The 21988-nt window shown below is 69.7% G+C and carries 24 protein-coding genes; 14 read left to right on the top strand and 10 right to left on the bottom strand.

The features are described 5' to 3' along the window. Positions 1 to 80: 80 nt before the first annotated feature. A complete protein-coding gene (locus ACZ4E1_RS35425; protein ID WP_467547297.1) occupies positions 81 to 695 on the top strand; it encodes a TetR/AcrR family transcriptional regulator in 615 nt (204 codons plus the stop codon). 41 nt (positions 696 to 736) lie between these two features. Here the strand turns inward: ACZ4E1_RS35425 and ACZ4E1_RS35420 are convergent, their stop codons facing one another. Together ACZ4E1_RS35420 and ACZ4E1_RS35415 are read right to left on the bottom strand one after the other, a co-directional pair. Continuing rightward, entirely contained in the window at positions 737 to 1411 is a 675-nt protein-coding gene (locus ACZ4E1_RS35420; RefSeq protein ID WP_467547295.1) for a TetR/AcrR family transcriptional regulator, read from the bottom strand. A gap of 538 nt (positions 1412 to 1949) precedes the next feature. After that, on the bottom strand, positions 1950 to 2255 hold the full coding sequence (locus ACZ4E1_RS35415) for a hypothetical protein (protein WP_467547293.1): 306 nt from the start codon (positions 2253 to 2255) through the stop codon (positions 1950 to 1952). Positions 2256 to 2258: 3 nt separating this feature from the next. Here ACZ4E1_RS35415 and ACZ4E1_RS35410 point away from each other — a divergent pair, with 3 nt between their 5' ends. Continuing rightward, on the top strand, positions 2259 to 2771 hold the full coding sequence (locus tag ACZ4E1_RS35410) for a carboxylesterase family protein (protein ID WP_467547291.1): 513 nt from the start codon (positions 2259 to 2261) through the stop codon (positions 2769 to 2771). Between the two features lie 54 nt (positions 2772 to 2825). Beyond that, positions 2826 to 4016 (top strand): DUF4132 domain-containing protein, encoded by a 1191-nt coding sequence (locus ACZ4E1_RS35405; protein ID WP_467547289.1) that lies wholly within the window; start codon positions 2826 to 2828, stop codon positions 4014 to 4016. Here the strand turns inward: ACZ4E1_RS35405 and ACZ4E1_RS35400 are convergent. From ACZ4E1_RS35400 to ACZ4E1_RS35390, 3 genes are all read right to left on the bottom strand, one after another. Next, the gene (locus ACZ4E1_RS35400) at positions 3996 to 4454 is read right to left on the bottom strand and encodes a DUF4267 domain-containing protein (RefSeq protein WP_467547287.1); all 459 of its coding nucleotides are present in this window, start codon (positions 4452 to 4454) and stop codon (positions 3996 to 3998) included. The genes ACZ4E1_RS35405 and ACZ4E1_RS35400 overlap by 21 nt on opposite strands. Before the next feature lie 60 nt (positions 4455 to 4514). Then, positions 4515 to 4865 carry an antibiotic biosynthesis monooxygenase family protein gene (locus ACZ4E1_RS35395; protein ID WP_467547285.1) on the bottom strand — a complete coding sequence of 117 codons (351 nt, stop codon included), beginning with the start codon at positions 4863 to 4865 and terminating at the stop codon, positions 4515 to 4517. A 70-nt stretch (positions 4866 to 4935) separates the two neighbouring features. Beyond that, positions 4936 to 5382: an anthrone oxygenase family protein gene (locus ACZ4E1_RS35390; RefSeq protein ID WP_467547283.1), complete on the bottom strand. Its 447-nt coding sequence runs from the start codon at positions 5380 to 5382 to the stop codon at positions 4936 to 4938. 147 nt (positions 5383 to 5529) lie between these two features. Between ACZ4E1_RS35390 and ACZ4E1_RS35385 the strand changes: the two genes are divergently transcribed. Next, positions 5530 to 6267 carry a class I SAM-dependent DNA methyltransferase gene (locus ACZ4E1_RS35385; protein WP_467547281.1) on the top strand — a complete coding sequence of 246 codons (738 nt, stop codon included), beginning with the start codon at positions 5530 to 5532 and terminating at the stop codon, positions 6265 to 6267. 1634 nt (positions 6268 to 7901) lie between these two features. Here ACZ4E1_RS35385 and ACZ4E1_RS35380 read toward each other — a convergent pair. Then, entirely contained in the window at positions 7902 to 8177 is a 276-nt protein-coding gene (locus ACZ4E1_RS35380) for a hypothetical protein (protein WP_467547279.1), read from the bottom strand. A 1339-nt stretch (positions 8178 to 9516) separates the two neighbouring features. Between ACZ4E1_RS35380 and ACZ4E1_RS35375 the strand changes: the two genes are divergently transcribed. The 3 genes from ACZ4E1_RS35375 (at position 9517) to ACZ4E1_RS35365 (ending at position 11829) form a co-directional block, all read left to right on the top strand. Then, entirely contained in the window at positions 9517 to 10443 is a 927-nt protein-coding gene (locus ACZ4E1_RS35375) for a ParA family protein (RefSeq protein WP_467547277.1), read from the top strand. Then, positions 10440 to 11090: a hypothetical protein gene (locus ACZ4E1_RS35370; protein WP_467547275.1), complete on the top strand. Its 651-nt coding sequence runs from the start codon at positions 10440 to 10442 to the stop codon at positions 11088 to 11090. The genes ACZ4E1_RS35375 and ACZ4E1_RS35370 overlap by 4 nt, the downstream gene beginning before the upstream one ends. Before the next feature lie 163 nt (positions 11091 to 11253). Further along, a complete protein-coding gene (locus tag ACZ4E1_RS35365) occupies positions 11254 to 11829 on the top strand; it encodes a transcriptional regulator (protein ID WP_467547273.1) in 576 nt (191 codons plus the stop codon). Between the two features lie 215 nt (positions 11830 to 12044). On the opposite strand, the gene ACZ4E1_RS35360 is transcribed toward ACZ4E1_RS35365, so the two are convergent. Together ACZ4E1_RS35360 and ACZ4E1_RS35355 are read right to left on the bottom strand one after the other, a co-directional pair. After that, complete coding sequence (locus ACZ4E1_RS35360; protein ID WP_467547370.1) at positions 12045 to 12557, bottom strand: dihydrofolate reductase; 513 nt, start codon at positions 12555 to 12557, stop codon at positions 12045 to 12047. 23 nt (positions 12558 to 12580) lie between these two features. Continuing rightward, a complete protein-coding gene (locus ACZ4E1_RS35355; protein ID WP_467547271.1) occupies positions 12581 to 13378 on the bottom strand; it encodes a thymidylate synthase in 798 nt (265 codons plus the stop codon). 736 nt (positions 13379 to 14114) lie between these two features. On the opposite strand from ACZ4E1_RS35355, the gene ACZ4E1_RS35350 reads away from it, so the two are divergent. The 5 genes from ACZ4E1_RS35350 (at position 14115) to ACZ4E1_RS35330 (ending at position 19440) form a co-directional block, all read left to right on the top strand. Then, positions 14115 to 15230 (top strand): bifunctional DNA primase/polymerase, encoded by a 1116-nt coding sequence (locus ACZ4E1_RS35350; protein ID WP_467547269.1) that lies wholly within the window; start codon positions 14115 to 14117, stop codon positions 15228 to 15230. Next, on the top strand, positions 15227 to 16747 hold the full coding sequence (locus ACZ4E1_RS35345; protein ID WP_467547267.1) for a DNA primase family protein: 1521 nt from the start codon (positions 15227 to 15229) through the stop codon (positions 16745 to 16747). The genes ACZ4E1_RS35350 and ACZ4E1_RS35345 overlap by 4 nt, the downstream gene beginning before the upstream one ends. After that, on the top strand, positions 16744 to 17145 hold the full coding sequence (locus tag ACZ4E1_RS35340) for a DUF6009 family protein (protein WP_399131245.1): 402 nt from the start codon (positions 16744 to 16746) through the stop codon (positions 17143 to 17145). Before ACZ4E1_RS35345 ends, ACZ4E1_RS35340 begins: the two co-directional genes overlap by 4 nt. A 457-nt stretch (positions 17146 to 17602) precedes the next feature. Continuing rightward, entirely contained in the window at positions 17603 to 19042 is a 1440-nt protein-coding gene (locus ACZ4E1_RS35335; protein ID WP_467547265.1) for a DNA primase family protein, read from the top strand. Continuing rightward, a complete protein-coding gene (locus ACZ4E1_RS35330) occupies positions 19039 to 19440 on the top strand; it encodes a DUF6009 family protein (RefSeq protein WP_467547263.1) in 402 nt (133 codons plus the stop codon). The genes ACZ4E1_RS35335 and ACZ4E1_RS35330 overlap by 4 nt, the downstream gene beginning before the upstream one ends. 8 nt (positions 19441 to 19448) lie before the next feature. Here the strand turns inward: ACZ4E1_RS35330 and ACZ4E1_RS35325 are convergent, their stop codons facing one another. Next, positions 19449 to 19847, bottom strand: a complete 399-nt coding sequence (locus ACZ4E1_RS35325; protein ID WP_467547261.1) for a VOC family protein — start codon at positions 19845 to 19847, stop codon at positions 19449 to 19451. 101 nt (positions 19848 to 19948) lie between these two features. Here ACZ4E1_RS35325 and ACZ4E1_RS35320 point away from each other — a divergent pair, with 101 nt between their 5' ends. Both ACZ4E1_RS35320 and ACZ4E1_RS35315 read left to right on the top strand, forming a co-directional pair. After that, a complete protein-coding gene (locus tag ACZ4E1_RS35320; protein WP_467547259.1) occupies positions 19949 to 20614 on the top strand; it encodes a TetR/AcrR family transcriptional regulator in 666 nt (221 codons plus the stop codon). 113 nt (positions 20615 to 20727) lie between these two features. Then, positions 20728 to 21051 (top strand): acyl carrier protein, encoded by a 324-nt coding sequence (locus ACZ4E1_RS35315; RefSeq protein WP_467547257.1) that lies wholly within the window; start codon positions 20728 to 20730, stop codon positions 21049 to 21051. A gap of 53 nt (positions 21052 to 21104) precedes the next feature. On the opposite strand, the gene ACZ4E1_RS35310 is transcribed toward ACZ4E1_RS35315, so the two are convergent. Next, positions 21105 to 21986 carry an AAC(3) family N-acetyltransferase gene (locus ACZ4E1_RS35310; protein WP_467547255.1) on the bottom strand — a complete coding sequence of 294 codons (882 nt, stop codon included), beginning with the start codon at positions 21984 to 21986 and terminating at the stop codon, positions 21105 to 21107. Positions 21987 to 21988: the final 2 nt, after the last annotated feature.

Here is a 21988-nt window from a genome sequence, read left to right as displayed (position 1 = left end):
GTGGACGCGGCGTCCGCTTCTGAGTTCAGACCATAGCGCTAAGTGGACGCAACGTCCACTTACTGGAGTAGGCTAGGTCCATGAGCGATCCGAGGATGCTGTTCGACGGAGGGGCGGACCGGTCCCCCGCACCGAAGGAGCGGGCGGACGCGGCGCGGAACCGGATGCGGGTCCTGGCGGCGGCGGCCCGGCTGTTCGCCGAGCGAGGGCCGCAGGACGTCGGCATGGAGGACATCGCGCGCGCCGCCGGCGTGGGCAAGGGCACGCTCTACCGCCGTTACCCCGACATCGCCTCCATCGCGGTGGCGCTGCTCGACGACCACGAGCGGGTGCTCCAGGAGAAGCTGATGCGGGGCGAGCCGCCGCTGGGGCCCGGCGCACCTCCCGACGAGCGGCTGGCCGCCTTCTACGAGGCGATGGTCGAACTCCTCGACCAGCACATCCACTTGGTCCTCGGCACGGAGACGGGACAGTCACGCTTCGCGACGGGGGCGTACGGGTTCTGGCGCGTGCATGTCGGGGCGCTGCTCGGCGAGGCCGGTGTCGAGAACCGGGAGGCGATGGTGGACCTGCTGCTCGCTCCCCTCGCGCCGGACGTCTTCCAGTTCCAGCGGGACCGGCTGGGGCTCGATGTCCGGCAGATCACCGCGGCGTTGAAGGCGCTGGGGCGCGGCGTCCTCGTCCCGCGCGGCTGAGCATCCGCTCCCCGGGCCCCGCTTCGTGCGGGGCGGCGCGGCTACTCGGCGTGCCGCGGAGGGATTCCGGCGCCGGTCGTGCTCAGCGCCCGGTAGAGGCGGTCCAGGTAGTCGTGCAGGCGCTGGGGCATGTCCGTCGCCTCCGGGGCGAGGGCCCACTGGAGTTGCAGGCCGTCCATGACCGCCAGGAGCTGCTGCGCCTCGGACTCGCAGTCGGTGCCGGGGCGCAGTTCGCCGCTGTCCACGCCACGGCGCAGGGACTGCGCGACGTCGGCGACGAGAGTGCGGTAGCGGCGGGTGAAGAAGTCGTGCGCCGGGTGGTCGGGGTCGCCCGATTCGCCGGCCAGGGCGTTGAACAGGCGGGTGCGGGCCGGGCGCCGACTGTTGAGTTCCGCGAGGGCGAGCAGTCCGTGGATCCAGTCGGCCACGCTCGCGTGGTCCTCGCCGAAGAACTGCTCGATGTCGCGCTCGTCGCTCGCTTCCAGCACCGAGACGAGGAGGGCTTCCTTGGTGCGGAAGTGGTGCAGCAGGCCGCCCTGGGTGATGCCGACGTCCTTGGCGATCCGGGCGAGCGAGGTCGCGTGATAGCCCCACTGGGCGAAGTGTTCGACGGCCGCGTCCAGGATGCGGGCGCGCCGTTCGTCGCCCACCGCGTAGGTGCCTCGTGCCGCTCCCCTGCCTGACCTGCGACCCGACGGCCCGTCCTTGACGTCCATGGGCTCAGCCTAGTCAGCCCGTACCGCCTCCCTTTTCTGTTTGTGGCCTGGGTCACAAATTCAAAACCTAGTACCTACTCGGTTTTCGTGGTTCGCTGTGGCCGCGCCCCGACGGGCAGCCAGATTCCTCCCTCTCCCTCCGCTCCTTCCTCCTCGCCGGCTGCCCGGCCCACGCGACGCGTGCTCACCCAGGAGTCCTGCCATGCCCACTCACGCCACGGCCGACGGTGCCCGGCCGACCTCCGCCGGCCCCCGGGGACGCGCGCCGGCTCGGCCGGCTGCTGCCGATGCTCACGCTCGGGAACGCCGCCCTGTACCTGGTCTATCTGGGTGCGGGGCAGGTGCTGCTGCCCGTACAGATCGAGCTCATCGACCCGGCGGGAAAGGTCGGCGCCCTGGGCTGGGTCTCCGGCGTCTCGGCCGTGTTCGCCACCCTGTTCAACCCGCTCGCCGGGGTGTTCTCGGACCGCTCACGCCGCCGCAACCCGTGGATCCTGGGCGGCGGGCTCGCCTCCTTCGCGACGCTCGCACTGCTCGGTCAGGCCCGCACGATCCTGCTGGTCACGATCGTCAGGACCGCGCGGCGGCCGAGGCCGTCACCCGCCGGTTCACCGAGCGGACGGGCGTACCCGCCACCGCGGCGGCCCTGCGGGATGTCAGCGACGCCCAGTTGCTCGCGTTCCAGGACGCGCTGGGCGCTCCTGGTCCCGAGGGCGGCGACGGCGGCGACGAGCTGCCCGGGCTGGACCTCGCGCCGTTCGCGGACGGTGACCTGGTGCCTGTGCCCGTGCCGGGCGCACTGGCCGATGCGGCGGTGCCGCTGCTGCTCGGCTTTACCGAGCACGAGTTGGCCGCACCGGGAGAGGACGGCGCGGCGGTGCCGGAGGGTGAACTGCGGTTCGTGCTGGGCGCGTTGGGGCTGGACGAGGAGAGGGCCGGGCGCTTCCTCGCCGAGCGCGCCGGTGCCGGCGTGGGGGGAGCCGTGACGGACCGGCTGTTCCGGGCCCCGGCGCTGGTGGCGGCGGAGGGGCGGGCCGAGCGGGGGCACCCGACCTGGCTGTACCAGTTCGAGTGGACCGGCACCGCTGACGGCCGCGGCGGGCAGGCCTACCACTGCACCGACCTGCCGTTCGTCTTCGACCTCCTCGGCGCCGAGGGCGTCGAGGCCGCGCTTGGGCCGCGCCCGCCGCAGGCTCTGGCCGACCGGATGCACGGCGCCTGGGTGGCGTTCGTCCGTGACCTGTCGCCGGGTGCGGACTGGCCTTCGTACGCCGATGCGCGTGCTGTCATGCGCTGGGGGTCCGAGCCGCGGGTGGAACGCGATCCTCTGCGGGGCGTACGGGAGATCTGGGCCGACTGACCCGGGGTCAGGTGCGGGAGGGCCGGTGTCAGTGGTGCTTGGCATGATCGACGGATGAGCGAATCGACATCGGTGACGCACCTGCTCGACGCCGACAACGCGTGGAGCGAGCGTGTACGGGACCGCCTGGTCAGCCTGCCGCCGGACCTGACCGAGCTGGTCTGCCACCTGGATACCGCCTCCGAGTTCTGGAACTGGCGGTACAAGGTGGACACGCCGTGGAAGCGCCGTACCAGGCAACTGCTCAAGGCGGACGGCGCCGAGGACCTGGTGCGGTACGCGGTCCGGGAGTTGGCCGCGGAGCGCTCCTTCCACGGGGCCGCCGAGGAGAACACCGTGATCCGGGAGCTGGGGCAGAGCCGGGCCGACTCCCCCGCCCGCGCGCTGGCGATCGGTTTCGCTCTCGCCGCGGGATGGATCCGGCAGGACCCGGGGCCGCTGGCCGCCGACCTCGCGCTGCTGGCTCGTAAGAACGTGCAGGCCATGGAGGTCTACTACAAAGTGGACGACGACCTCGCCGGTGCCGCGTTCGCCTCGCTCGGTGAGCTGCCCGGTCCGGCGGTCCTGGACGAGCTCTGGGACCTGCACTACTGGGTGCCGTCCGCCCGGCATCCGTACAAAGTGCTGGCCAAGGCGGTGAAGAAGTCCGCCGCCCGTCTCGGCGTCCCTCCGCACGAGGTGGCCGAACGCACCGTCCCCCGGCACGGTCTGGAGAAGGACGGGACGCTGACGATCGGCTGGATCGGCCGCGGCGCCCTGTGGTGGAACCTCGCGCTGGACGCCGTGATCAGCGTGCACGCGAGCGGGCAGGTGACCGTCGACTGGATCGACAAGGACGGCACCGCCACGCGCACCACCCACCCGTTCAGATCACCGACCGGCTACAAGGCGCGTACCTGGTCCGAGGACGTCGACGGCGTACGGCGTCAGGCCAAGCGCATCGAGACCACCCTCGCCGAGGAGCGTTCCCGTCTGCTCGCTCTGGCCGGCGAGGAGCGCACGTGGTGCTGGGACGACTGGCGGCGCTTCTACCGCGATCATCCGGTCACCGGGGTGGTCACACGGTCCCTGGACTGGGAGTACGAGGTGGCGGACGGTGAGGGCTTCCGTCCCCTCGATCCGGCCGCCGGTACCGAAGCCGACGCCGACGCCATGAAGCTTCCGTCCACGGCGCGGGTGCGGTTGCGGGCAACTGGCGCTGTGCCAGCGGGAGAAGGCTCCTCGTCAGACGGGCTGCGCGGCTGAGGCGGGGACGCTGTGCGCCTTGTCGGTCTTGGTGGCCTTGGCTGCCTGGTGTGCCTTGCCGGTCTCGCGGAGCATCAGCAGGGCGACGAGCGTGATGAACGCTGAGGTCAGGCCGTGGATGCCGAGTGCGGCGGCGACGGTGCCGTGGTGAGCGAGCACGTTGATCATGTCGCCGAACGGGGCGACGGCTTCCATCAGCAGAACCCAGCCCAGGGCGCGGCGGTGGCCCGTCAGCAGCAGGATGCCGATGACCAGGCCCATCGAGAACTCGCGGATGCCCTTCATGGTGAGGAAGCCGCCGCCGTCACCGGCGGGCCAGGTCGGCAGGCCGACGCCTGGAGTGGACGCCCCCGGGGCCAAAATGAAGGACAGTCCGAGGTAGAGGACGAACAGGACGCAGACGGTGGCCAGGACGGTGTTGACGGTCTTCAGTGACATCGTGCTTCTCCTTCGAGGTGCGGGCTTGAGTACGGGTGCGGGTGCGGGTGCGGCTTCGCGTCAGGCCTCGATCTGCTCGAAGATGTGCGGGTACGACACGACGTCGTCGGGGAACTCGGCGGCCAGGCGCTGGAACTCCGGGTTGCCGAACGCCCTGGCCAGCGCCTCGGTGGACTCCCAGACCGCGACGTTCATCAGCAGCTCGCTGCCCGCCGTCCCCCGGTGCATCTGCAGGGAGACGAATCCCGGCTGGGCCTTCATGAACTCGGCCTGCCTCTGGAAAAGGGCCAGGAACGAGTCGGTCTGCTCCTTCGGGACCAGGAAGGTGTTGGCCAGGACGACGGGCCCGGTCTTCTCCTGGAACTGCGCGAACATCGGCGTGTGCGGGTCGAGACTCTGCAGCTTGGCCATTTTCTGAACTCCCTGTCGGTATCGGGTTGTTGTTGATCGGCGGGTCGCGCAGTGGTGCTTGTTCGCTTGTTCAGACGAGGGCGGTGACGAGGAGGGTGAAGGCGGCGACGATGACCGCGACGCGGACGTAGTGGTAGCGGTCCCAGCGGTTCATCTGCTCCTTCCAGTCCGCGGGGCGGGTCTCAGGGGTCCACTTCTTACCCTGGTTGTTGATCGGGACGAGAAGCAGGATCGACATGATCACGCTGACGATCAGCAGGGCGGCGCCGGCGACGACCAGGCCCGTGCCCTCGTGGTGCCATCCCGCGACGGCCCAGATCGCGCAGAGGACGACCGAGCCGATGTACCAGAAGGGCATCAGCGCGCCGAGCATCCGGCCGCCGTGGGAGCGGGCCATCTGGTCGCTGTCGTCGGGGAGGGCGTCGAAGATGCGGTTCATGACGAAGGCGACGGAGAACTCGACCCCGACCATCAGTCCGACGGTCACGGTGGTGACGACCTCGAGTGCGGCGAGCATGCTGACCCCTCCAACTTTCTAGCGTTGCTAGCTGATGATGCAACGCTAGCTCTAATGTCGCTCGCTTGTCTAGCGCCGCTAGAAAACTGCCGTGGGGGACGTAATTACGTCGACAACGCCCTCCGGCCCCCGGCAAAGTGGCCGCCCGTGACAAGCAGTGAGCTGTGGACCCGTGCGACCGCCGAGCGCTACGACACCGAGGAGGCCGAGTTGTCCTCGGCCACCGCCCTCGCCCCGACCCTCGCCTTCCTCGCCGAGCTCGCCGGAGACGGCCGGGCCCTGGAGTTCGCCATCGGAACCGGACGCGTGGGCGTCCCGCTCCGGGAACGCGGCGTGCAGGTGGCGGGCATCGAACTGTCCGAGCACATGGCGGCGGTGCTGCGGCGCAAGGTCGACGACAACACGCTTCCGGTGACCATCGGCGACATGGCCACCACTGTCGTCCCCGGCGAGTTCGCCCTGGTCTACCTCGTCTACAACACCATCTCGAACCTGCTCACACAGGACGAGCAGGTCGAGTGCTTCCGCAACGCCGCGCGCCATCTGGCACCCGGCGGCCGCTTCGTCATCGAACTGGTCATGCCTCCCCTGAGGTTCCTGCCGCCCGGCCAGGTCGCGGTGCCGTTCGACGTCTCCGAGCGCCATCTCGGCTTCGACACCTTCGACCTGGTCGAGCAGGTTCTCGTCTCGCACCACTTCACCCGCGACGAGGACGGCCGCTACCGCCGCGACAACTCCCGACACCGCTACGCCTGGCCGGCCGAGCTCGACCTGATGGCGCGGCTCGCCGGTCTCGAGCTGGAACGCCGCGTCGCGGACTGGGACGGCACTCCCTTCACACAGGACTCCACGAAGCACATCTCCGTGTGGCGCAAGCCGGCCTGAGGCCGCGCCCGCTCACGGGCCCCCTCCGCCCACTCCCCCACTCCCCCACTCCCCCGCCCTCCCGAGCTCCGACTCCCGCAATACTTGAACTCTCAATGACTTCTGTGAGAGCCATCGAGAGCGTGAAACCCGAACCTGGAATCACGGCCCCTCGGCCCTTCTTCCAGGTGAAATCGCCTTCGCGGCAGGCTGCGTTCAGCGCCTTCCTCCCGGGGCCACTCCCCCGGCCGGACGCTCTGTCTGCCCGGCAAGCCGTCACCAGGACGCTCCGGTTACGGCCCCTCTGAGCCGCACCAGCCGTGAGCGGCTCAGAGCGGCCTGAGGGGATGGTGATCGGCTCGGCACGAGCTCGCCACCACCGGTGGATGCCAATGCGTCCGGGCGGGCACGGCCGAGCCCTCGGGAGGCTGCGTGCAGGCTGCGCCCCTATGGAACCGTCCCTCCAAAGCCAGCCGTCTCGCCCGCGCAGGGAAGCGGGTACGAACCCGGCGCCTCGGCGCCTGAAGAGGTCCGCGTGCGCCATGTCCTGGGGTTCGTCGCCGATCTCGACTTACCAGCGCAGCAGCTGACGTGCCCCTTTGGCCCGCCCCACCGCTTTGCCCTTCTGCTCGGCAAGATCACGCCGACGAGTTGGGCTGGACACGGCGATGCCGTCGCAGGGCGCGCTCCTGGACGGCCGGAGGCGCCGGTGAAGTCGGGACTTCGGGCCACACGGCCGAGGCATGAACGCCAAAGGGGTCGTCGCCGGACCACCCGCTTCAGGATCGGATGGTGAGGCCGTGCGCCTGGGTGCCTGGGTGCCTGAAGAACTCCTTCGTTCGATGCGATCGCCCTGCTGAGGGGCCATCGTGCACCGGCGGTCTCATCTCTGGCCGCTGGGAGCCGTCGTACGACAGCCAGCGAGCCGCCAACTGGCGGACGCCCCCTCAATCCTTCGCAGCGCTTCGCACGACGGTGCAGCGTAGCCGGCAGGGCTTCGGCACGCGGGCAGGCATGGTGCCATTGCCTCGGAGTTCAGAGCGGACTGCTCGCTGCCACGCGTGGCCGGCCAGGACCCATGGGGCAGGACCGGCCTGGCCTGCTCGTCTCACCGCATCAGTCCGAGTTGAACACCCTTGAGGCTAAGGACCACTGGTCCTCCTGAGGGAACCATCCCCAGGCCACGGAGCCGAACCCTGTGCCCACTCCCCCACTACACCTACCCCGAGCAGAGCAAATGGCTTGACCGGAAAGCCTCAACGACGACACTCATCCGACCCGACTCACCACCATGAGGTACAGGACAGATGGCGGAGATGCGTGCAGAGACTTCATCCCCCAGTGCCAGCAACCCTCCCCCACCCTGCGCTCCTCCTCACGGCACCACACCCGACTATCGGTGCCCCTCACCCCGCCAAGCCTGCACCCTCAGCACTTCGTGGATGCCGAGCGGAGCGCGGAGCGGCATGCCATGACCTTCACGCACTTGCGCCTCACACCGACCCGGTCGGCGTGCCTCCCCGCCTGGATCTCCCGGACTCCTGATGAGCCCTCATGCTCCGACTTCCTGGCGGGAACGTACCGCGAGCGTCCGCCCCTTGAGCGCCACAGTTCATTCCGCGACTCGCGCCACATGCATCCCATAGAGATCGGCCTCATTCGCTATCGATCCCTGGATCATGCTGGCCAATCGAACCGTCCTTACCTATACTCATCGCGCACGTTCTGAGCATAAAAACCGCCTCTGACCTGGGGAAACAAACATCACTGCAAACATCGAAGCAAGCTTGCACGCAAGCATGCTGCTGGGCGTTGCCGAACGCCTCTGCGCCTGCTGCATGACAGGCATGCCATCTTGCAGTGATGCGCATCAGACACAAGGCCTGATGCATCACCCTTCTTCTCATTGCCAGCCAGGCTTTGTTGCTCACGCGTCAACCCGCCTCTGTCCAAGCAGCAGGGCAAGTCAAGTTGCGAGCGTGCATGCAGGTCGGTGCGCCAGCGCAGCAACCGGCTCACCTGTCGACCGGCCTGCATGCCTGCTGAGCAACTCGCTCGTCTACCCGCCCGGCACTGTGCCCGCCGGTACGCCCGCCCATCAGCTGCCGCATCAACACACCGGTAAGCACCCGCGTCGGCATGCAGGCCTGCCCGGCCGTCGACGTGGACGTCGGACTCGTAGCGAACGTGGAAGCGTCTTGGTCGGCAGGCCTGTCGACCAGTTCCGCTGCGTGCCTGAAGGTGTGCTTGCCTGCCAAGAGTGCTGCCAGTGCGTGGGCTTGCCTACCCGTCAGGTGAGGTGCTTGCTTCCCTGTGAGCAGTGTCGTGCGGGTGCTGGCCAGCGGAGAGGCTGGTCCGCTGGTACGTCAGCAGGTCTGCTGCGCCACAGGAGTGCGAGCCGGTCCGCACGTACACCCGCTGATCAGCGAACGGCATGGCGGGTCTGCTGGCGCACCCGCCTGTTCAGCTACAGGCACCACCGTGGCACTGCCCGCTGGAGGGGCAGCGTGATGCCGGGCATGCCGGTGGGTAGGGGAGTGGGCTTGGTGGCCCGCAGGAGCGGCGGTCAGGTGATCAACCCGTTGCGGGGTTTGACCGCGAGCCCGGTGACTGGTGGGTTGCCTCGCCTGGATGGTGGCCGGCCGTCACGTCGGCCGGTGGGATCGCGGGGCGGTTTGCGTGCGGGTGGGGGAGTGGGCCTGCTCGGCTGATGGCGTGCCTGTTTGCCGACCGGTTGCGTAGCGGGCAAGTTGCGGTGTGGGATGCCGCACTGATGGGCCGCCAGGCTGGGGACTGGGTGGCGAAGCCTGTGGCTCGGCTTGATCTCTCATTGGCTGATGCGCGTGTTGCCGTATGCGGGCGAAGATCGTCCTGATAATGTGTGCAGCGCTTTGCGTCGCAACTTCACTGGAGGTGAACGGAACTGTGGGAGCGTCTGATGTGCTCACTGTCGTGTTCGTCGCTGGTGAGGAAGCATGGGGATCTGCTGGCAGGCCTGGTTGGCTTCAGGTGGAATCCCCTGCGGGGCAGCACACTTGAGCACCAACCGAGAACCCTTCGCCGACCTGCCTGAACGGGGTCGCGGAGGGGTCTGCCGGGCCTCGGAGAGGGCCTTCGTGGGGTACTCGGCACCAGGGTCGGTCTTCTTGGAGCGCAGGATCGTTCTGAGAGAACTTCCGGCCGGGCAAGGCCCCTCAAAAGGGGGCATATCCCACTCGTTTTCCAGCGTCCCTCACCCGTCTTCGGGCCTGAACCAGACTGAGAGGATCCATGTCCAGTCCCTTCGCGGCACCTGACAGCCGACTGAACCTGCCCCAGATCCCGTGGGGCTCGCTGTCGCACATCTTCATGTTCGGCAACGGCAAGGGCGGCGTGGGCAAGTCGTCCGTGTCGGCCAACGCGGCCGGCAAGGCGGCGCGCAGCGGTCTGCGTACGCTCATCATCGACTGCAACGCGCAGGGCAACATCGCGCGCGAGCTCGGCTACAAGCGGGCCGAGTGGAACGACGGGGGAGCGGGTCTCCTGGAGTCGCTGCGCACCGGCACGGCGCTCCGGCCGCAGCGCAACGTCCGCGAGAACCTGGACGTCGTGATGGGCGGCCCGGCGCTCGGTGACGAGTTCGGCATCTTCTTCCACACGCTGCTCGCGAAGGAAGGGCCGCACGCGTACCTGCGGCTGCTGATGTGCCTGCTGCCGATCGCGCACGAGTACCAGATCATCATTCTCGACACCCCGCCCGAGAACCCCTCGCTGCAGCGGCTCGCGCTGTCGACGGCGCGCTGGCTGGTGATCCCGGTCAAGAGCGACGGGGGAGCGGAGGACGGTCTGGCGCAGATCGGCCTGGAGTTCTCGTACGTGCGGTTCGTCAGTCAGCTCAATCCGCACCTGGAGCTGCTCGGCGTGCTGCTGTTCGACACCGGCCGCAAGTACACCGGCATCCACGCCGACGTGCGCCAGCAGGTGCAGAAGGTCCTCGGCGAAGAGGCCCACATGTTCAAGCACCTCATCGGGCACACGGAGTCGGTGGCCCGGCTCGTGCGCAAACGGGGTCTGCTCGTACAGGAGTTGGCCGACCGGCGCCGGGAGGGCGACCGCTCGGTCCCGGAGACCGTCGAGGGTCTGGTCGCCGACTATGAAGGATTCACCGAAGAGATGTTCGCTCGGGCACTCGAGCTGAGGAAGGACACAGCCGCATGACCCCGCCCAAGGGCAAGAAGCGCGTGGACGAGGACGTGGAAGAGCAGAGCATGTCCGACCAGGGTGTCGGCAATCTGTTCAGCGGAGGCGGTGGCGGCGGCGGTGGCACGCCCAGCGCCCTCGCCGGCTGGGCCACCCCGGCCCCCGCACAGGCGCAGCCGGTCGCTCCGGTGACGCCGATGCCCACGCCGGTGGCCGCCGCTCCCACGGTCATCCCGCAGCCGGCCCGTGAGGTCGTCCAGGAGCCCGAGCCGGAGCCGCTGGACGACGCGGACACCGCGAAGCCCGTCGGCTTCTACGTGTCGCAGAACGTGGCCGGGCGCTTCCGCAAGTACCGCAAGGCGAACGACGTCACGCACACCCAGATCGTGCTGATGGCCGTCGAGGCCGCGGCGGAGAAGGGGCTCGCGCAGGTCGTCGAGGACGCCCGGCGGGCGCCGAAGTTCCAGTCCAAGCTGTTCGCGGTCACGGTCAAGCCGGACGACACGGATCTGCGCGGCCTGGGCCCCGTACAGCTGCAGTACAAGCCGACCCGGACGCAGCGCGGGATCATCGACGGTCTGGTGAGGGAGTCCGGTCTGCCGGACCACACCAAGTTCCTCGCGATCGTCCTGGACCAGTACCTGCCGGGGCGCAGGGACGTCTGAGCCGGGCGGGGGAGTGGGGGAGTGGTGGCCCACGGCCGCCGCTCCCCGTCGCCGCTGAGTCGCCTCTGAACGGCCTCTGAGCCGCCGTTGATCCGAATCCGCGGCGGCCGCCCGTAGCATGTGGGCCAGCCGCCCCCGCCCGTTCGCACGAAAGGCCAGAACCATGCCGGACAGGAACCTCGAGTTCGGCAAGTACGGCGCCCAGGGCATCAAGGGGCACGAGGCCGTGGCGCGGCAGCTGGACCGGCTCGCCGGGTTCATCGCGACGCCCGTCACGGCCCGTCGTGGCCTCATGGCGCGCCTGCACTACCTGACCCGTACCCCGCACGCCCGCGCCGCGGCGCGGGACGCGGGGCTGACCGTCACGGACCGCACGCTGAAGGCGTGGCTCGACGGCAAGCGGCAGCCGACGGCGCGGAACCTGGAGCGGATCGACGCCGCGTACCTCACGGTGCGCCGGGCGAACGTCTCCCGGCACCTGCTGGCCCGGCTCAACCGTCAGGGCCGGGGCACGCGCGTGGAGTTCCATCCGCTCAACCAGTCGCAGGTGCCGCGCCCGCGCCAGCGCGTCATCGACTACCGCACCCTGAACGTGCGCCGCTGGGACCGGATCGTGGCGGCCTGGGCGGCCGGTGACGAGGGTGCGCTGGACGAGGCGTGGGTGAGCGACGTCGTCGTCGATCTGGGCTCTCAGTGGGGCGAGTACGAGTACGTGACCGCGATCGGGTTCGCCGCCTAGCCCCGCCCCGTCTCCGAGCGGCTCAGGTCCAGGTGGGGGCTAGGGCGTGTGTCGAAAGTCCCGTCGTCCGCCCGAAGGGCGGGCCCCGCGGTGTCCGGTGCGTGCGATCGCAAGGCGCCGGAGCGTCCTCATAGCGGAGCTATTAGGTCGTTTCGGCAACGCCGCGAGCGTGCGTGCCGGACACCGCGGGGCAGGCGGGACTTTCGACACACGCCCTAGGAGCGGGCGTACAGGCGGATGCGGTAGCGCAGGCCGGTCTTCGAGGTCTGCCAGTCGCGGTCCTCGGTGATCTTCCACTCCGGGCCCGGGACGGGGGCGTGGGTGTCGCCGTCCACGGTGGTGTCGACCTCGGTGACGGAGAGCCGTGTGGCGTGCGGCAGGGCGGCACGGTAGATCTCGCCGCCTCCCATGACCCATACAGGGCCGTTCGCGAGGGCGAGGGCCTCGGGGACCGATCCGGTGCGCTCGGCGCCCTCTGCGGCCCACTGAGGGTCCCTGGTGAGCACGATGTTGCGGCGGCCGGGGAGCGGGCGGAAGCGGGCGGGCAGCGAGTCCCAGGTCCGGCGGCCCATGATCACGGGCTGTCCGAGGGTGGTGGCCTTGAAGTGGGCCAGGTCCTCGGGGAGGTGCCAGGGGATCCCGTTGTCCGCGCCGATCACGCCGGCGGGCGTCTGGGCCCAGATGAGCCCGACGCCCGACACGCCGCCGGTGCCGTCCGTGCCGTTCATGGAATCCGTGCCGTTCGTGGTGCTCATACGGCGACCGGGGCCTTGATGCCGGGGTGATGCTGGTAGCCGACCACCTCGACGTCGGAGTAGGCGTAGTCGAAGATCGAGTCCGCCTTGTGCAGCTTCAGCTCGGGGAACGCGTACGGGGCGCGGGACAGCTGCTTGGTGACCTGCTCGACGTGGTTGTCGTAGATGTGGCAGTCGCCGCCGGTCCAGATGAAGTCGCCGGGCTCGAGGCCGGTCTGCTGGGCCACCATGTACGTCAGCAGGGCGTAGCTGGCGATGTTGAACGGGACGCCCAGGAACAGGTCCGCGCTGCGCTGGTAGAGCTGGCAGGAGAGCTTGCCGTCGGCGACGTAGAACTGGAAGAAGGCGTGGCACGGGGCGAGCGCCATCTTGTCGAGCTCGCCGACGTTCCAGGCCGACACGATCATGCGGCGGGAGTCCGGGTCGTCGCGCAGCGTGTCGAGGACCTGGCTGATCTGGTCGATGTGCCGGCCGTCGGGCGTGGGCCAGGAGCGCCACTGGACGCCGTAGACGGGGCCGAGCTCGCCGTTCTCGTCGGCCCACTCGTCCCAGATGCTGACGCCGTTCTCCTGGAGCCAGCCGACGTTCGAGTCTCCGCGCAGGAACCACAGCAGCTCGTACACGATCGACTTGAGGTGCACCTTCTTGGTGGTGACCAGGGGGAATCCCTGCGCAAGGTCGTAGCGCAGTTGGTGCCCGAAGACACTCCGGGTACCGGTGCCCGTCCGGTCGGCCTTGGCCGTCCCCGACGTGAGCACAAGCTTCAACAGGTCTTCGTACTGAGTGTCCACCACGGTCGAAAGCCTAGTCGCCCGCGAGGAGTGTCTCGGCCAGCCGGCTGCCAGGGGGCGGGGGAGTGGGGGAGTGGGGGGCGAGACAGAGGCAGCGACCCAAGCGACCGAAGCGACTCTGAGGTCAGAACCACAAAAAGCGAGCACAGCAGAAGCAGCGGCCGGGGCGGGCTCGTCGTCCCGTGCTAGCTGTTTTTCACTAGCGTTCCTACAGTCGCTGCCTTCGGTCGCTGTTCCGAGTCCTTCAGTCGCTGCCCTTGAGTCGCTCTTGAGTCGCTGCGGAGCTTCAGTCGCTGCCCTCTGAGGGCGTTTTCGGGGACAGCGACTGAAGAACAGCTACTGAGCGACTCTTCGGTCGCTGTTCAGTCGCTGGAAGAAAGCCCAGCTCAGACGAGGGACGGGCGCGAGATAGCGACTGAAGCGACTCAACATCCGGGTATATCAGGAAGCTAGCGTGCGCGTGTGTGCGTCATATATAGAGGCCTTGAGTCGCTTCAGTCGCTGTTTTGGGTTTTCCAGGGCTGTGACCTGCGGTTTTCTGAAGCGACTGAAACAGCGACCGAAGAGCTTCAGTCGCTGCGTGTGTTTCTTCAGTCGCTGACGGTGCGGAGAAGGCGCGGAAAGGGGTCCACCGACACGGCCGAGGGCGGCTCTTTGCCTGTGCTCCACGGCCTGACCGGGGACGTTCGCTAGTCTGTGTCCGTCGTTGAGTCGCTTCGGTCGCTGATAGGGGATGTGGATGCCTTCTGAGCTGCGTTCTCCTCGCAGCGACTCACGCCGGTTCGTCTCTGATCCCTCAGTGTCCGAGCTGCCGTGGGCCACGGCCCGCTGGTGCGCCCGCCGGGGCTGGCCGGTCCATCCGCTGGCTCCCGGACGCAAGACCCCCGCGGGCAACTGCGAGAACTGCCGGAACTCCGCCCACGCGCCCGCGGACTGCGCCTGTCTGTCGCTGGGTCGCTGGTGCCACGGGTTCCACGCAGCCACGCTCGACCAGCGCCGCATCCAGCAGTGGTGGACGCAGCACCCCGACTTCGGGGTCGGCGTCGCCTGCGGTCCGGCCGGCCTGGTCGTCATCGACATCGACGCCCACCCGGCACCCGCCCCGAGCCGGGACCGGATCCTGCCGGGCATCCCGATCGCCGACCACGTGGACCTGACGGGACTTGCGACCGGATTCCACTCGCTGGGCGTGCTGGCCGCTCTGCGGGGCCACCAGAGCCCGGCCGAGGACACCGGCACGCTGCGCGTGCGCACGCCGTCGGGCGGCCTGCACGTCTGGTACCGGGCCGAGGACAACCGGCGCTGGCAGTGCTCCACCGGCTCCAGCACCGGGCGCGCCCTCGCCTGGCAGGTCGACGTCAGGGCCCACGGGGGTTACATCATCGCTCCGGGCACCACCACGCACGCGGGCACCTACACGGCCGTCGGCGAGACCAGGGAGCCCGCCCCGCTGCCGCTGTGGCTGGCCCAGGAACTCGAACGCACCGGGCACCTGCCCGCGGCCAACATCCCCGCGCCCCGGCCCGTACCGCCACGGGCGCAGCAGGCCGTGCTCGCCGCCGGGGGAGGCCGCGCCCGCACGGGCAGCACGCTCACCTCGGTGCTGGCCCCGGTCGCCGCCTGCGGGCAGGTCTCCGAGGGCGCGGGCTTCTCCGACGTCCTCAACCGGGCCGCGTTCACCCTGGGCGGTCTCGTCGCGGCCGGCCGGCTCTCCCGCGAGGAAGCCGAACGCACCCTGCGGGAAACCGCCTCAGCGGCCCGTCCAGGGCAGGAGAGGCGCTCCGAGCAGATCATTGCCAGTGGCCTCGCCGCAGGCCTCCTGAAGCCCCTCTACGCCGCTGGAGGACGCCCGTGACGTCTCCCGGCAACGAGACCCTCTTCGACTTCGACCCCGCAGCCGTCGCCGCCCAGATCCGCAACCAGGGAGGCGTGCCCCTGCCCGCCCAGGCCGATGGTTCCCCCACGGCGAACACCGAGGCGACCGCCGCCGGGCTGCTGCCCGACACCCTCACCGACCGCGGCAACGCCAAACTGTTCGTGAAGCTCTACGCCAACGACTACCGGCACGTCCCGGGCATCGGCTGGTACCGCTGGGACACGACCCGCTGGCAGATCGACGAGGACGACACCGTCCTGTGGGCCGCCGGCGACCTGGCGGAGAACATCGCCACGCACGACGCCCGGGGAGTGTTCACGACCACCGCCCTGCAGCAGCACCGCCGCCGCGCCCTGTCCACGACCGGCATCAACGCGATGCTCACCCAGGCCAAGTCGGCGCCCGGCATCGTGCTCAACGCCGCCCGCCTGGACGCCGATCCGTACGCCCTGTGCACCCCGGACGGCATCGTCGACCTGCGCACCGGCCTGATCAAGACGCCCGACCCGGACAAGGACTTCCACTCCCGCTCCACGAGCGTCGGCCCGCACCACGGCAACCCTCCGCGCTGGAACCGGTTCCTCAGCGACACCTTCGGCGACGACGCCGAGGGCCGGGAGATGATCGACTTCCTTCAGCTGATGCTGGGCTACTCCGTCACCGGGGACGTCGGCGGCCAGGTGCTGCCGTTCCTGTTCGGCGCCGGCAAGAACGGCAAGTCCGTCCTCCTCGACGTCCTCATGAAGCTGCTCGGCGACTACGCGGACGCCGCCCCGCCCGGCTTCCTCATGTCCCGCCCCTACGAGGGCCACCCCACCGACCTCGCCGAGCTGCACGGACGCCGCGTCATCGTGTGCAGCGAGGTCAAGCACGGCGACAAGTTCGACGAGGCCCGGGTCAAGCTCCTCACCGGCGGCGACCGGATCAAGGCCCGGCGGATGCGGCAGGACTTCTTCAGCTTCCAGCCCACCCACAAGCTCTGGCTCCTGGGCAACCACCGCCCCGAGGTCGGCACCGGCGGCTTCGCGTTCTGGCGTCGTATGCGGCTGATCCCGTTCGAGCGGGTCGTCTCGGACGAGCGGAAGATCGACAACCTCGCCGACATCCTCGTCACCGAGGAAGGCCCCGGAATTCTCGGCTGGTTGATCGACGGGGCGCGCCGCTACCTGGGCGGCGAGAAGGACCTCACCGGGCCCGAACGCGTCCGGATCGCCACGACCGCGTACGCCGAGACCGAGGACCACACGGGACGCTTCTTCGAGGAGTGCTGCAGCCTCGCTCCCGAACTGCGCGCGGAGCAGGCGGGACTCTACGCCGCGTACAAGACGTGGTGCCACAATGAGGGTGCGCCCGCCATGTCCTCTCGCGCGTTCGCGGCGCGCGCCCGCGAACTGGCCGGACTCGCCTCGCCCAAGGAGATGATCCTGTCCAACCAGCGCAAGTACTACCCGGGCATCGGACTGCTCACTGACGAGGAGAGGGAAGCCACCGCATGAGCTCCCTGATCACCGAGGACGAGATCAGCCACGAGCAGGAGCTGGTCTGGCTCGAGGACGTCAGCTCGCTGGACTACGTACGTCAGAGCCTGGACCGGCTCTCCAGCCGGCGCGGCAAGCCCGCCTACCACCGCGACGGACGCATGGTCGGCTACGCGGTCCTCGGCCCCAAGGCGAAGGCCTCCCGCTCCTCGGGCACCTTCCGCCGCCGCGTCTTCTGGCTGCTCCCGCACGACCGCGACACCGATCCCGAGGGTCTCTACGCGACCGGCGCGCCCGCCGAGGCCGTCGATCCCGGGACCATCGCCGCCCGCGTCAAGGGCTACAAGACCGAGCGGTCCGAGGGCGGGCCGCCGTCCGCGGCGATGCGCGAGATCGGGACGCAACTGCCGCTGTAGCGGCGTCGCTGGACGGCAGGTGCATCTTCGACCGAGAGTCGCTTGAGTCGCTGTACAGGGCGCGGGGGCAAGCGATCGGATCGGTAAAAGCGCAGGTCAGGCCAGTGATTGAAGGGGCGACGGCATCAGCGACCGAAAGGTTGCGGCCATCGGCGCTCGGGTGCAGGCGGCATACATCTATCGGTCCCTGAGTCGCTTCAGTCGCTGCGGCCTTCTGTTCTCCCCTCTCTGACCTGCGGCTTTCGGCGCTCGAAGGTGAACGGCCTGCTCCTGCGCGGTGGTGGGGGAGCGTCGAGAAATGGCCAAAGGTTGCTGGACCGTCACCGTTCAAGCTTTTCCCATCGCGCTCGTGTGTCTCATCCGCTTCGCTAATGTGTCCGAGCCGTTGGGGCTTTCGTCGCTGCATGGGGGTGCACATGGCGTTCGACCACGCCGTCGACGCGGACGCGAGTGGCTCATGACGCAGGGGGACCGTTCCGAGGTTTCGGCCGGGGCGCCCTTACGAGAGAGCTCCGCGACTGCGGGTCTGCTGCCCGAGACACTGACCGACCGCGGCAGCGCCAAGCTGTTCGTGAGCAGGCACGCGCGCGACTACCGCTATGTGCCGGAGCTCGGCTGGTACTGCTGGAACGGCACCCGGTGGCACGCGGACGAGAACGACACCGTCTTATGGGCGGCGGGCGATCTCGCGGAATCCCTGGCCGACCACGATCCGCGCGGGGTGTTCACCGCGCAGGCGCTGCTCGAGCACCGTCGGCACGCACTGAGCACCCTCGGCATGAACGCTATGCTCGTCCAGGCCAGGACCGCGCCCGGGATGGTGCTCAATGCGGCCCGTCTGGACGCCGATCCGTACGTGCTGTGCACGCCGGACGGGATCGTGGACCTGCGCACCGGCCTGATCAGGACGCCCGACCCGGACAAGGACTTCCACTCCCGCTCCACGAAGGTGGCCCCGGCGTCCATGCCGACGCCCCTGTGGGACCGCTTCGTCGAGGACACCTTCGGTGCGGACGCCGAGGGCCGGGAGATGATCGACTTCCTTCAGCTGATGCTGGGCTACTCCGTCACCGGGGACGTCGGCGGCCAGGTGCTGCCGTTCCTCGTCGGCGGCGGCAAGAACGGCAAGTCCGTCCTCCTCGATGTGGTGATCAGGCTGCTGGGGGACTACGCGGACGCGGCGCCGCCGGGCTTCCTGATGGCCCGCCCCTACGAGAGTCATCCCACCGATCTCGCCGAGCTGCACGGACGCCGCGTCATCGTGTGCAGTGAAATCAAGCCGGGCGACCGGTTTGATGAGGCTCGGGTGAAGCTGCTGACGGGCGGGGACCGGATCAAGGCGAGGCGGATGCGGCAGGACTTCTTCAGCTTCCAGCCCACGCACAAACTGTGGCTGTTGGGCAACCACCGGCCCGAGGTGGGGACGGGTGGCTTCGCGTTCTGGCGTCGTATGCGGCTGATCCCGTTCGAGCGGGTCGTCTCGGACGAGCGGAAGATCGACAATCTCGCGGATGTCCTGGTGACCGAGGAAGGCCCGGGGATCCTGGGCTGGTTGATCGACGGGGCGCGCCGCTATCTGGGCGGGGAGAAGGACCTCACGGGGCCCGAGCGGGTGCGGATCGCGACGACCGCGTACGCCGAGACCGAGGACCACACGGGACGCTTCTTCGAGGAGTGCTGCAGCCTCGCTCCCGAACTGCGCGCAGAGCAGGCAGGGTTGTACGCCGTCTACAAGACGTGGTGCCGCGACGAGGGAGCGCAGCCCGTGTCCGCACGTGCCTTCGCGCTCCGGGTCCGAGAGGTGCTCGGGCTGGAGTCACCGCGCGCGATGATCCTTTCCAACCAGCGCAAGTACTACCCGGGCCTCGCACTGGCGGCCGGCGAGGAGCGACGGTGAGCTCTCTGATCACCCAGGACGAGATCAGTCACGAGCAGGAGCTGGTCTGGCTCGAGGACGTCAGCTCGCTGGACTACGTGCGCCAGAGCCTGGACCGGGTCCCCAGCCGGTGCGGCAGGCCCGCCTACCACCGCGACGGGCGCATGGTCGGCTACGCGCTGCTGGGGCCCGGGACCAAGTCCTCCCGCGCGTCGGGCACCTTCCGCCGCCGCGTCTTCTGGCTGCTGCCCCACGACCGCGACACCGACCCCGACGGCCTCTACAACACGGGCGCTCCGGCCGAGGCCGTCGACCCCCGCACCCTCGCGCCCCGTGCGAAGGGGTGCAAGACCGAGCGCTCCGAGGGCGGGCCGCCGTCCTCGGCCATGCGCGCGCTGGGGATCACGCTCCCGATCTAGGGCGTGTCTCATGCGCTTTCGGCCGGGGCCGGCGTGACCCATTCGACGAACTGGACGATCACGCCGTTGGGGTCGGTGATCTGGAAGAGGCGCTCGCCCCAGGCCTCCTCGCGCAGCGGCATGGTGATCTCCACGCCCGCGGCGCGCAGCCGCTTCTCCTCCACGTCGATGTCGGTGCCGGTGAAGGCGAGGATCAGGCCCGAGGCGTGCTGGTCGCGCTGGTCGGCGGGCAGGACTTCGGTGCCGCGGGCCAGCAGGACGACGTCGACCGCCGCGTCCTCGTGGGTCAGCGACGCGAAGCCCTCCGCGGCGGCCTGCTCGGAGTAGCCGAGGTGGGTGGTGAAGAAGTGCTGGGAGGCGGCGACGTCGGCGACGGTGAGGGAGACGGTGGAGGTGGTGATCTGCAAGGCGGTTCTCCTCGGACGGGGGTAAATTTACGACGGTGGTAAAGTTAGCCCGAGTCCTCGGGGGTGTCAACATAAAAATACGTCGAGGGTAAGATTCCGTCATGACCACTGAGAGCACGGCGCCCGCGCAGCCGTCCGCGCCCCCCGCCGGCCTGCGGGAATCCAAGAAGCAGGAGACCCGCCGGCTCATCTCCGACCACGCCACCCGGCTGTTCATCGCCCAGGGCTTCGAGCGGACGACCATCGCGGAGGTCGCCGCGGCGGCCCGCGTCGCCAAGAAGACGGTGACGAACTACTTCGCGCGCAAGGAAGACCTGGTCCTGGACCACCAGGAGGCGTTCGTCGCGTCCCTCGCACACACGGTCGCGGCGCGGCAGAGCGGCGAGTCCGCCCTCGCGTCCCTGCGCCGCGCCTTCGTCGCCGCGGCCGAGGCCGCCGACCCGGTCTCGGGCTTCTCCGGACCGGACTTCGCCCGCATGATCGACGACAGCCCCACCCTCACCGCCTGCCTGCGCGCCCTCCACGACCAGCGCGAAGAAGCACTGGCCCGGGAGCTCGCCGCAGCCGTCGGCGCCCCGGCCGACGACATCGGCGTACGCACCGCCGCCGGACTCCTCGGCGCGGTCCACCGCATCCTCTTCCAGCGCATCCAGCACCTCACGCTCGCCGGACACCCCGACGAGGAGATCGCGGCGACCGTCACCGCCGAGGCGGCCACCGCCTTCGACATGCTCGAACCCGCCCTCGGCCACTACGCGACCGCCTGAACCCACCCGGCGGCCCACCGCCCCTCCAGGGGCGGTCGAGCGGGACACGGCACCGTCGGAGCAGCGCGCGGAACCGCGCGCGGACCGCCCGTCCGCCGGAAGGAAGTCCGCCCATGGCCGCTACTCCGTGGAACGCGAGGTTCGAGGCGATACTGCGGCAGAATCTGCCCGGCCTCGGTACCGACGTCGTGCCCGCCGCCGACCTCCCCATGCAGGCCTACGGCCTCGACTCCCTGGCCCTCATGGGGATGATCAAACAGCTCGAGTCCGCGTACGGAATCAGCCTCGTCGGCCAGGTCGCCGTTCCCGTGAGCAGCCTGACGGCAGGTCACCTGTGGGGGATCGTCTCCGCCGCCACGGACCCCGTCTGGGACCACGGCCGTGCGCCCTCGGCCGGAGCGCCGGGGATGAGCACGGCGCCCTGGGCCGTGGCCTGAGGGACCCGTCCCGGCCTCTGCCCGCTACGTCCCGACAGCCCCCGCCGGAGCGCTCACAGCGCCCTGGCGGGGGCTTCGTCGACCCCGGTCATGTTCGGCGCCACACCCCATCCGCTCAGGTCGCGGTGGTGCGCCAGCCAGGTGGACCCCAGGTCCACGAGATCGGCGGCGGGGACCAGCACCGTGTGCGCGGCGCCGACCTGGCCCTCGACGGTCAGGCCGCAGCGCACGGCCTCCGCGCCGATGGCCTCGTAGTCGCCCTCGTACATGACGAGTTGCCGGCTCGGCTCCCAGTGGGTGGCGCCCGAGGACGGGGAGCGGGGGATGTCCATGCGATGGCTGCGCCGGCCCGGATACGGCGTCAGGTGCTCGGACAGGTGCAGCAGCGTGCACTTGTCCCAGCCGACGCCGAGCATCAGCACCTTCGCGCCCACGCCGCACAGGGCCGCCAGCGGGCTTTCGGAGCCCATGCCGAAGGGCAGGGCGTGCCGGGCGACGACCGCGTCGGCCCGCGGGCCGACGGCCGCGAACGAGTACAGCGGATGCGTGGAGCGCCGTGCGCCGGGCAACGACCGTACGAGCTCCGGGAGTTTGCCCAGCCGGGGCTGGGCGGGATGCAGGTCCGGGTCGAAGGCGACCATCGACGCGCGCACGGTGGGCCACCAACCGCGCGGGACGGGACGCTGCACCCAGGTGCCGGGGTCGGTGAGGTATGTCGTGAAGGTCGGGACGACGAGGGTGCCCTCCGCGCCCACCGCGTCGCGCAGCGCCTGGACCAGCGCCACGCCGCCCCCGGTCGTCCAGCCGACCGCGCTGATGGAGGCGTGGACCATCAGGGTGTCCCCGGGCCGTACACCGCCCGCGCGCAGGCCCGCGAGGAGTTCGGCGCGGCTGTAGGGCCCGGGGGTGTCCGGGGTGGCGGCGGGGTGCAGCATCA

Source organism: Streptomyces sp. NPDC025806, from assembly GCF_055558275.1.
Note: the sequence above shows the minus strand (reverse complement) of the source record. Positions and strands in the feature narration are given on the sequence as shown.

Coding starts and splice junctions, on each gene's coding strand:
- ACZ4E1_RS35420 (WP_467547295.1), bottom strand. CDS start 1,411: ATGGACGTCAAGGACGGGCCGTCGGGTCGCAGGTCAGGCAGGGGAGCG.
- ACZ4E1_RS35360 (WP_467547370.1), bottom strand. CDS start 12,557: ATGAACGGCACGGACGGCACCGGCGGCGTGTCGGGCGTCGGGCTCATC.
- ACZ4E1_RS35425 (WP_467547297.1), top strand. CDS start 81: ATGAGCGATCCGAGGATGCTGTTCGACGGAGGGGCGGACCGGTCCCCC.
- ACZ4E1_RS35375 (WP_467547277.1), top strand. CDS start 9,517: ATGTCCAGTCCCTTCGCGGCACCTGACAGCCGACTGAACCTGCCCCAG.
- ACZ4E1_RS35390 (WP_467547283.1), bottom strand. CDS start 5,382: ATGCTCGCCGCACTCGAGGTCGTCACCACCGTGACCGTCGGACTGATG.
- ACZ4E1_RS35400 (WP_467547287.1), bottom strand. CDS start 4,454: ATGTCACTGAAGACCGTCAACACCGTCCTGGCCACCGTCTGCGTCCTG.
- ACZ4E1_RS35405 (WP_467547289.1), top strand. CDS start 2,826: ATGAGCGAATCGACATCGGTGACGCACCTGCTCGACGCCGACAACGCG.
- ACZ4E1_RS35365 (WP_467547273.1), top strand. CDS start 11,254: ATGCCGGACAGGAACCTCGAGTTCGGCAAGTACGGCGCCCAGGGCATC.
- ACZ4E1_RS35370 (WP_467547275.1), top strand. CDS start 10,440: ATGACCCCGCCCAAGGGCAAGAAGCGCGTGGACGAGGACGTGGAAGAG.
- ACZ4E1_RS35320 (WP_467547259.1), top strand. CDS start 19,949: ATGACCACTGAGAGCACGGCGCCCGCGCAGCCGTCCGCGCCCCCCGCC.
- ACZ4E1_RS35335 (WP_467547265.1), top strand. CDS start 17,603: ATGACGCAGGGGGACCGTTCCGAGGTTTCGGCCGGGGCGCCCTTACGA.
- ACZ4E1_RS35395 (WP_467547285.1), bottom strand. CDS start 4,865: ATGGCCAAGCTGCAGAGTCTCGACCCGCACACGCCGATGTTCGCGCAG.
- ACZ4E1_RS35310 (WP_467547255.1), bottom strand. CDS start 21,986: ATGCTGCACCCCGCCGCCACCCCGGACACCCCCGGGCCCTACAGCCGC.
- ACZ4E1_RS35315 (WP_467547257.1), top strand. CDS start 20,728: ATGGCCGCTACTCCGTGGAACGCGAGGTTCGAGGCGATACTGCGGCAG.
- ACZ4E1_RS35340 (WP_399131245.1), top strand. CDS start 16,744: ATGAGCTCCCTGATCACCGAGGACGAGATCAGCCACGAGCAGGAGCTG.
- ACZ4E1_RS35350 (WP_467547269.1), top strand. CDS start 14,115: ATGCCTTCTGAGCTGCGTTCTCCTCGCAGCGACTCACGCCGGTTCGTC.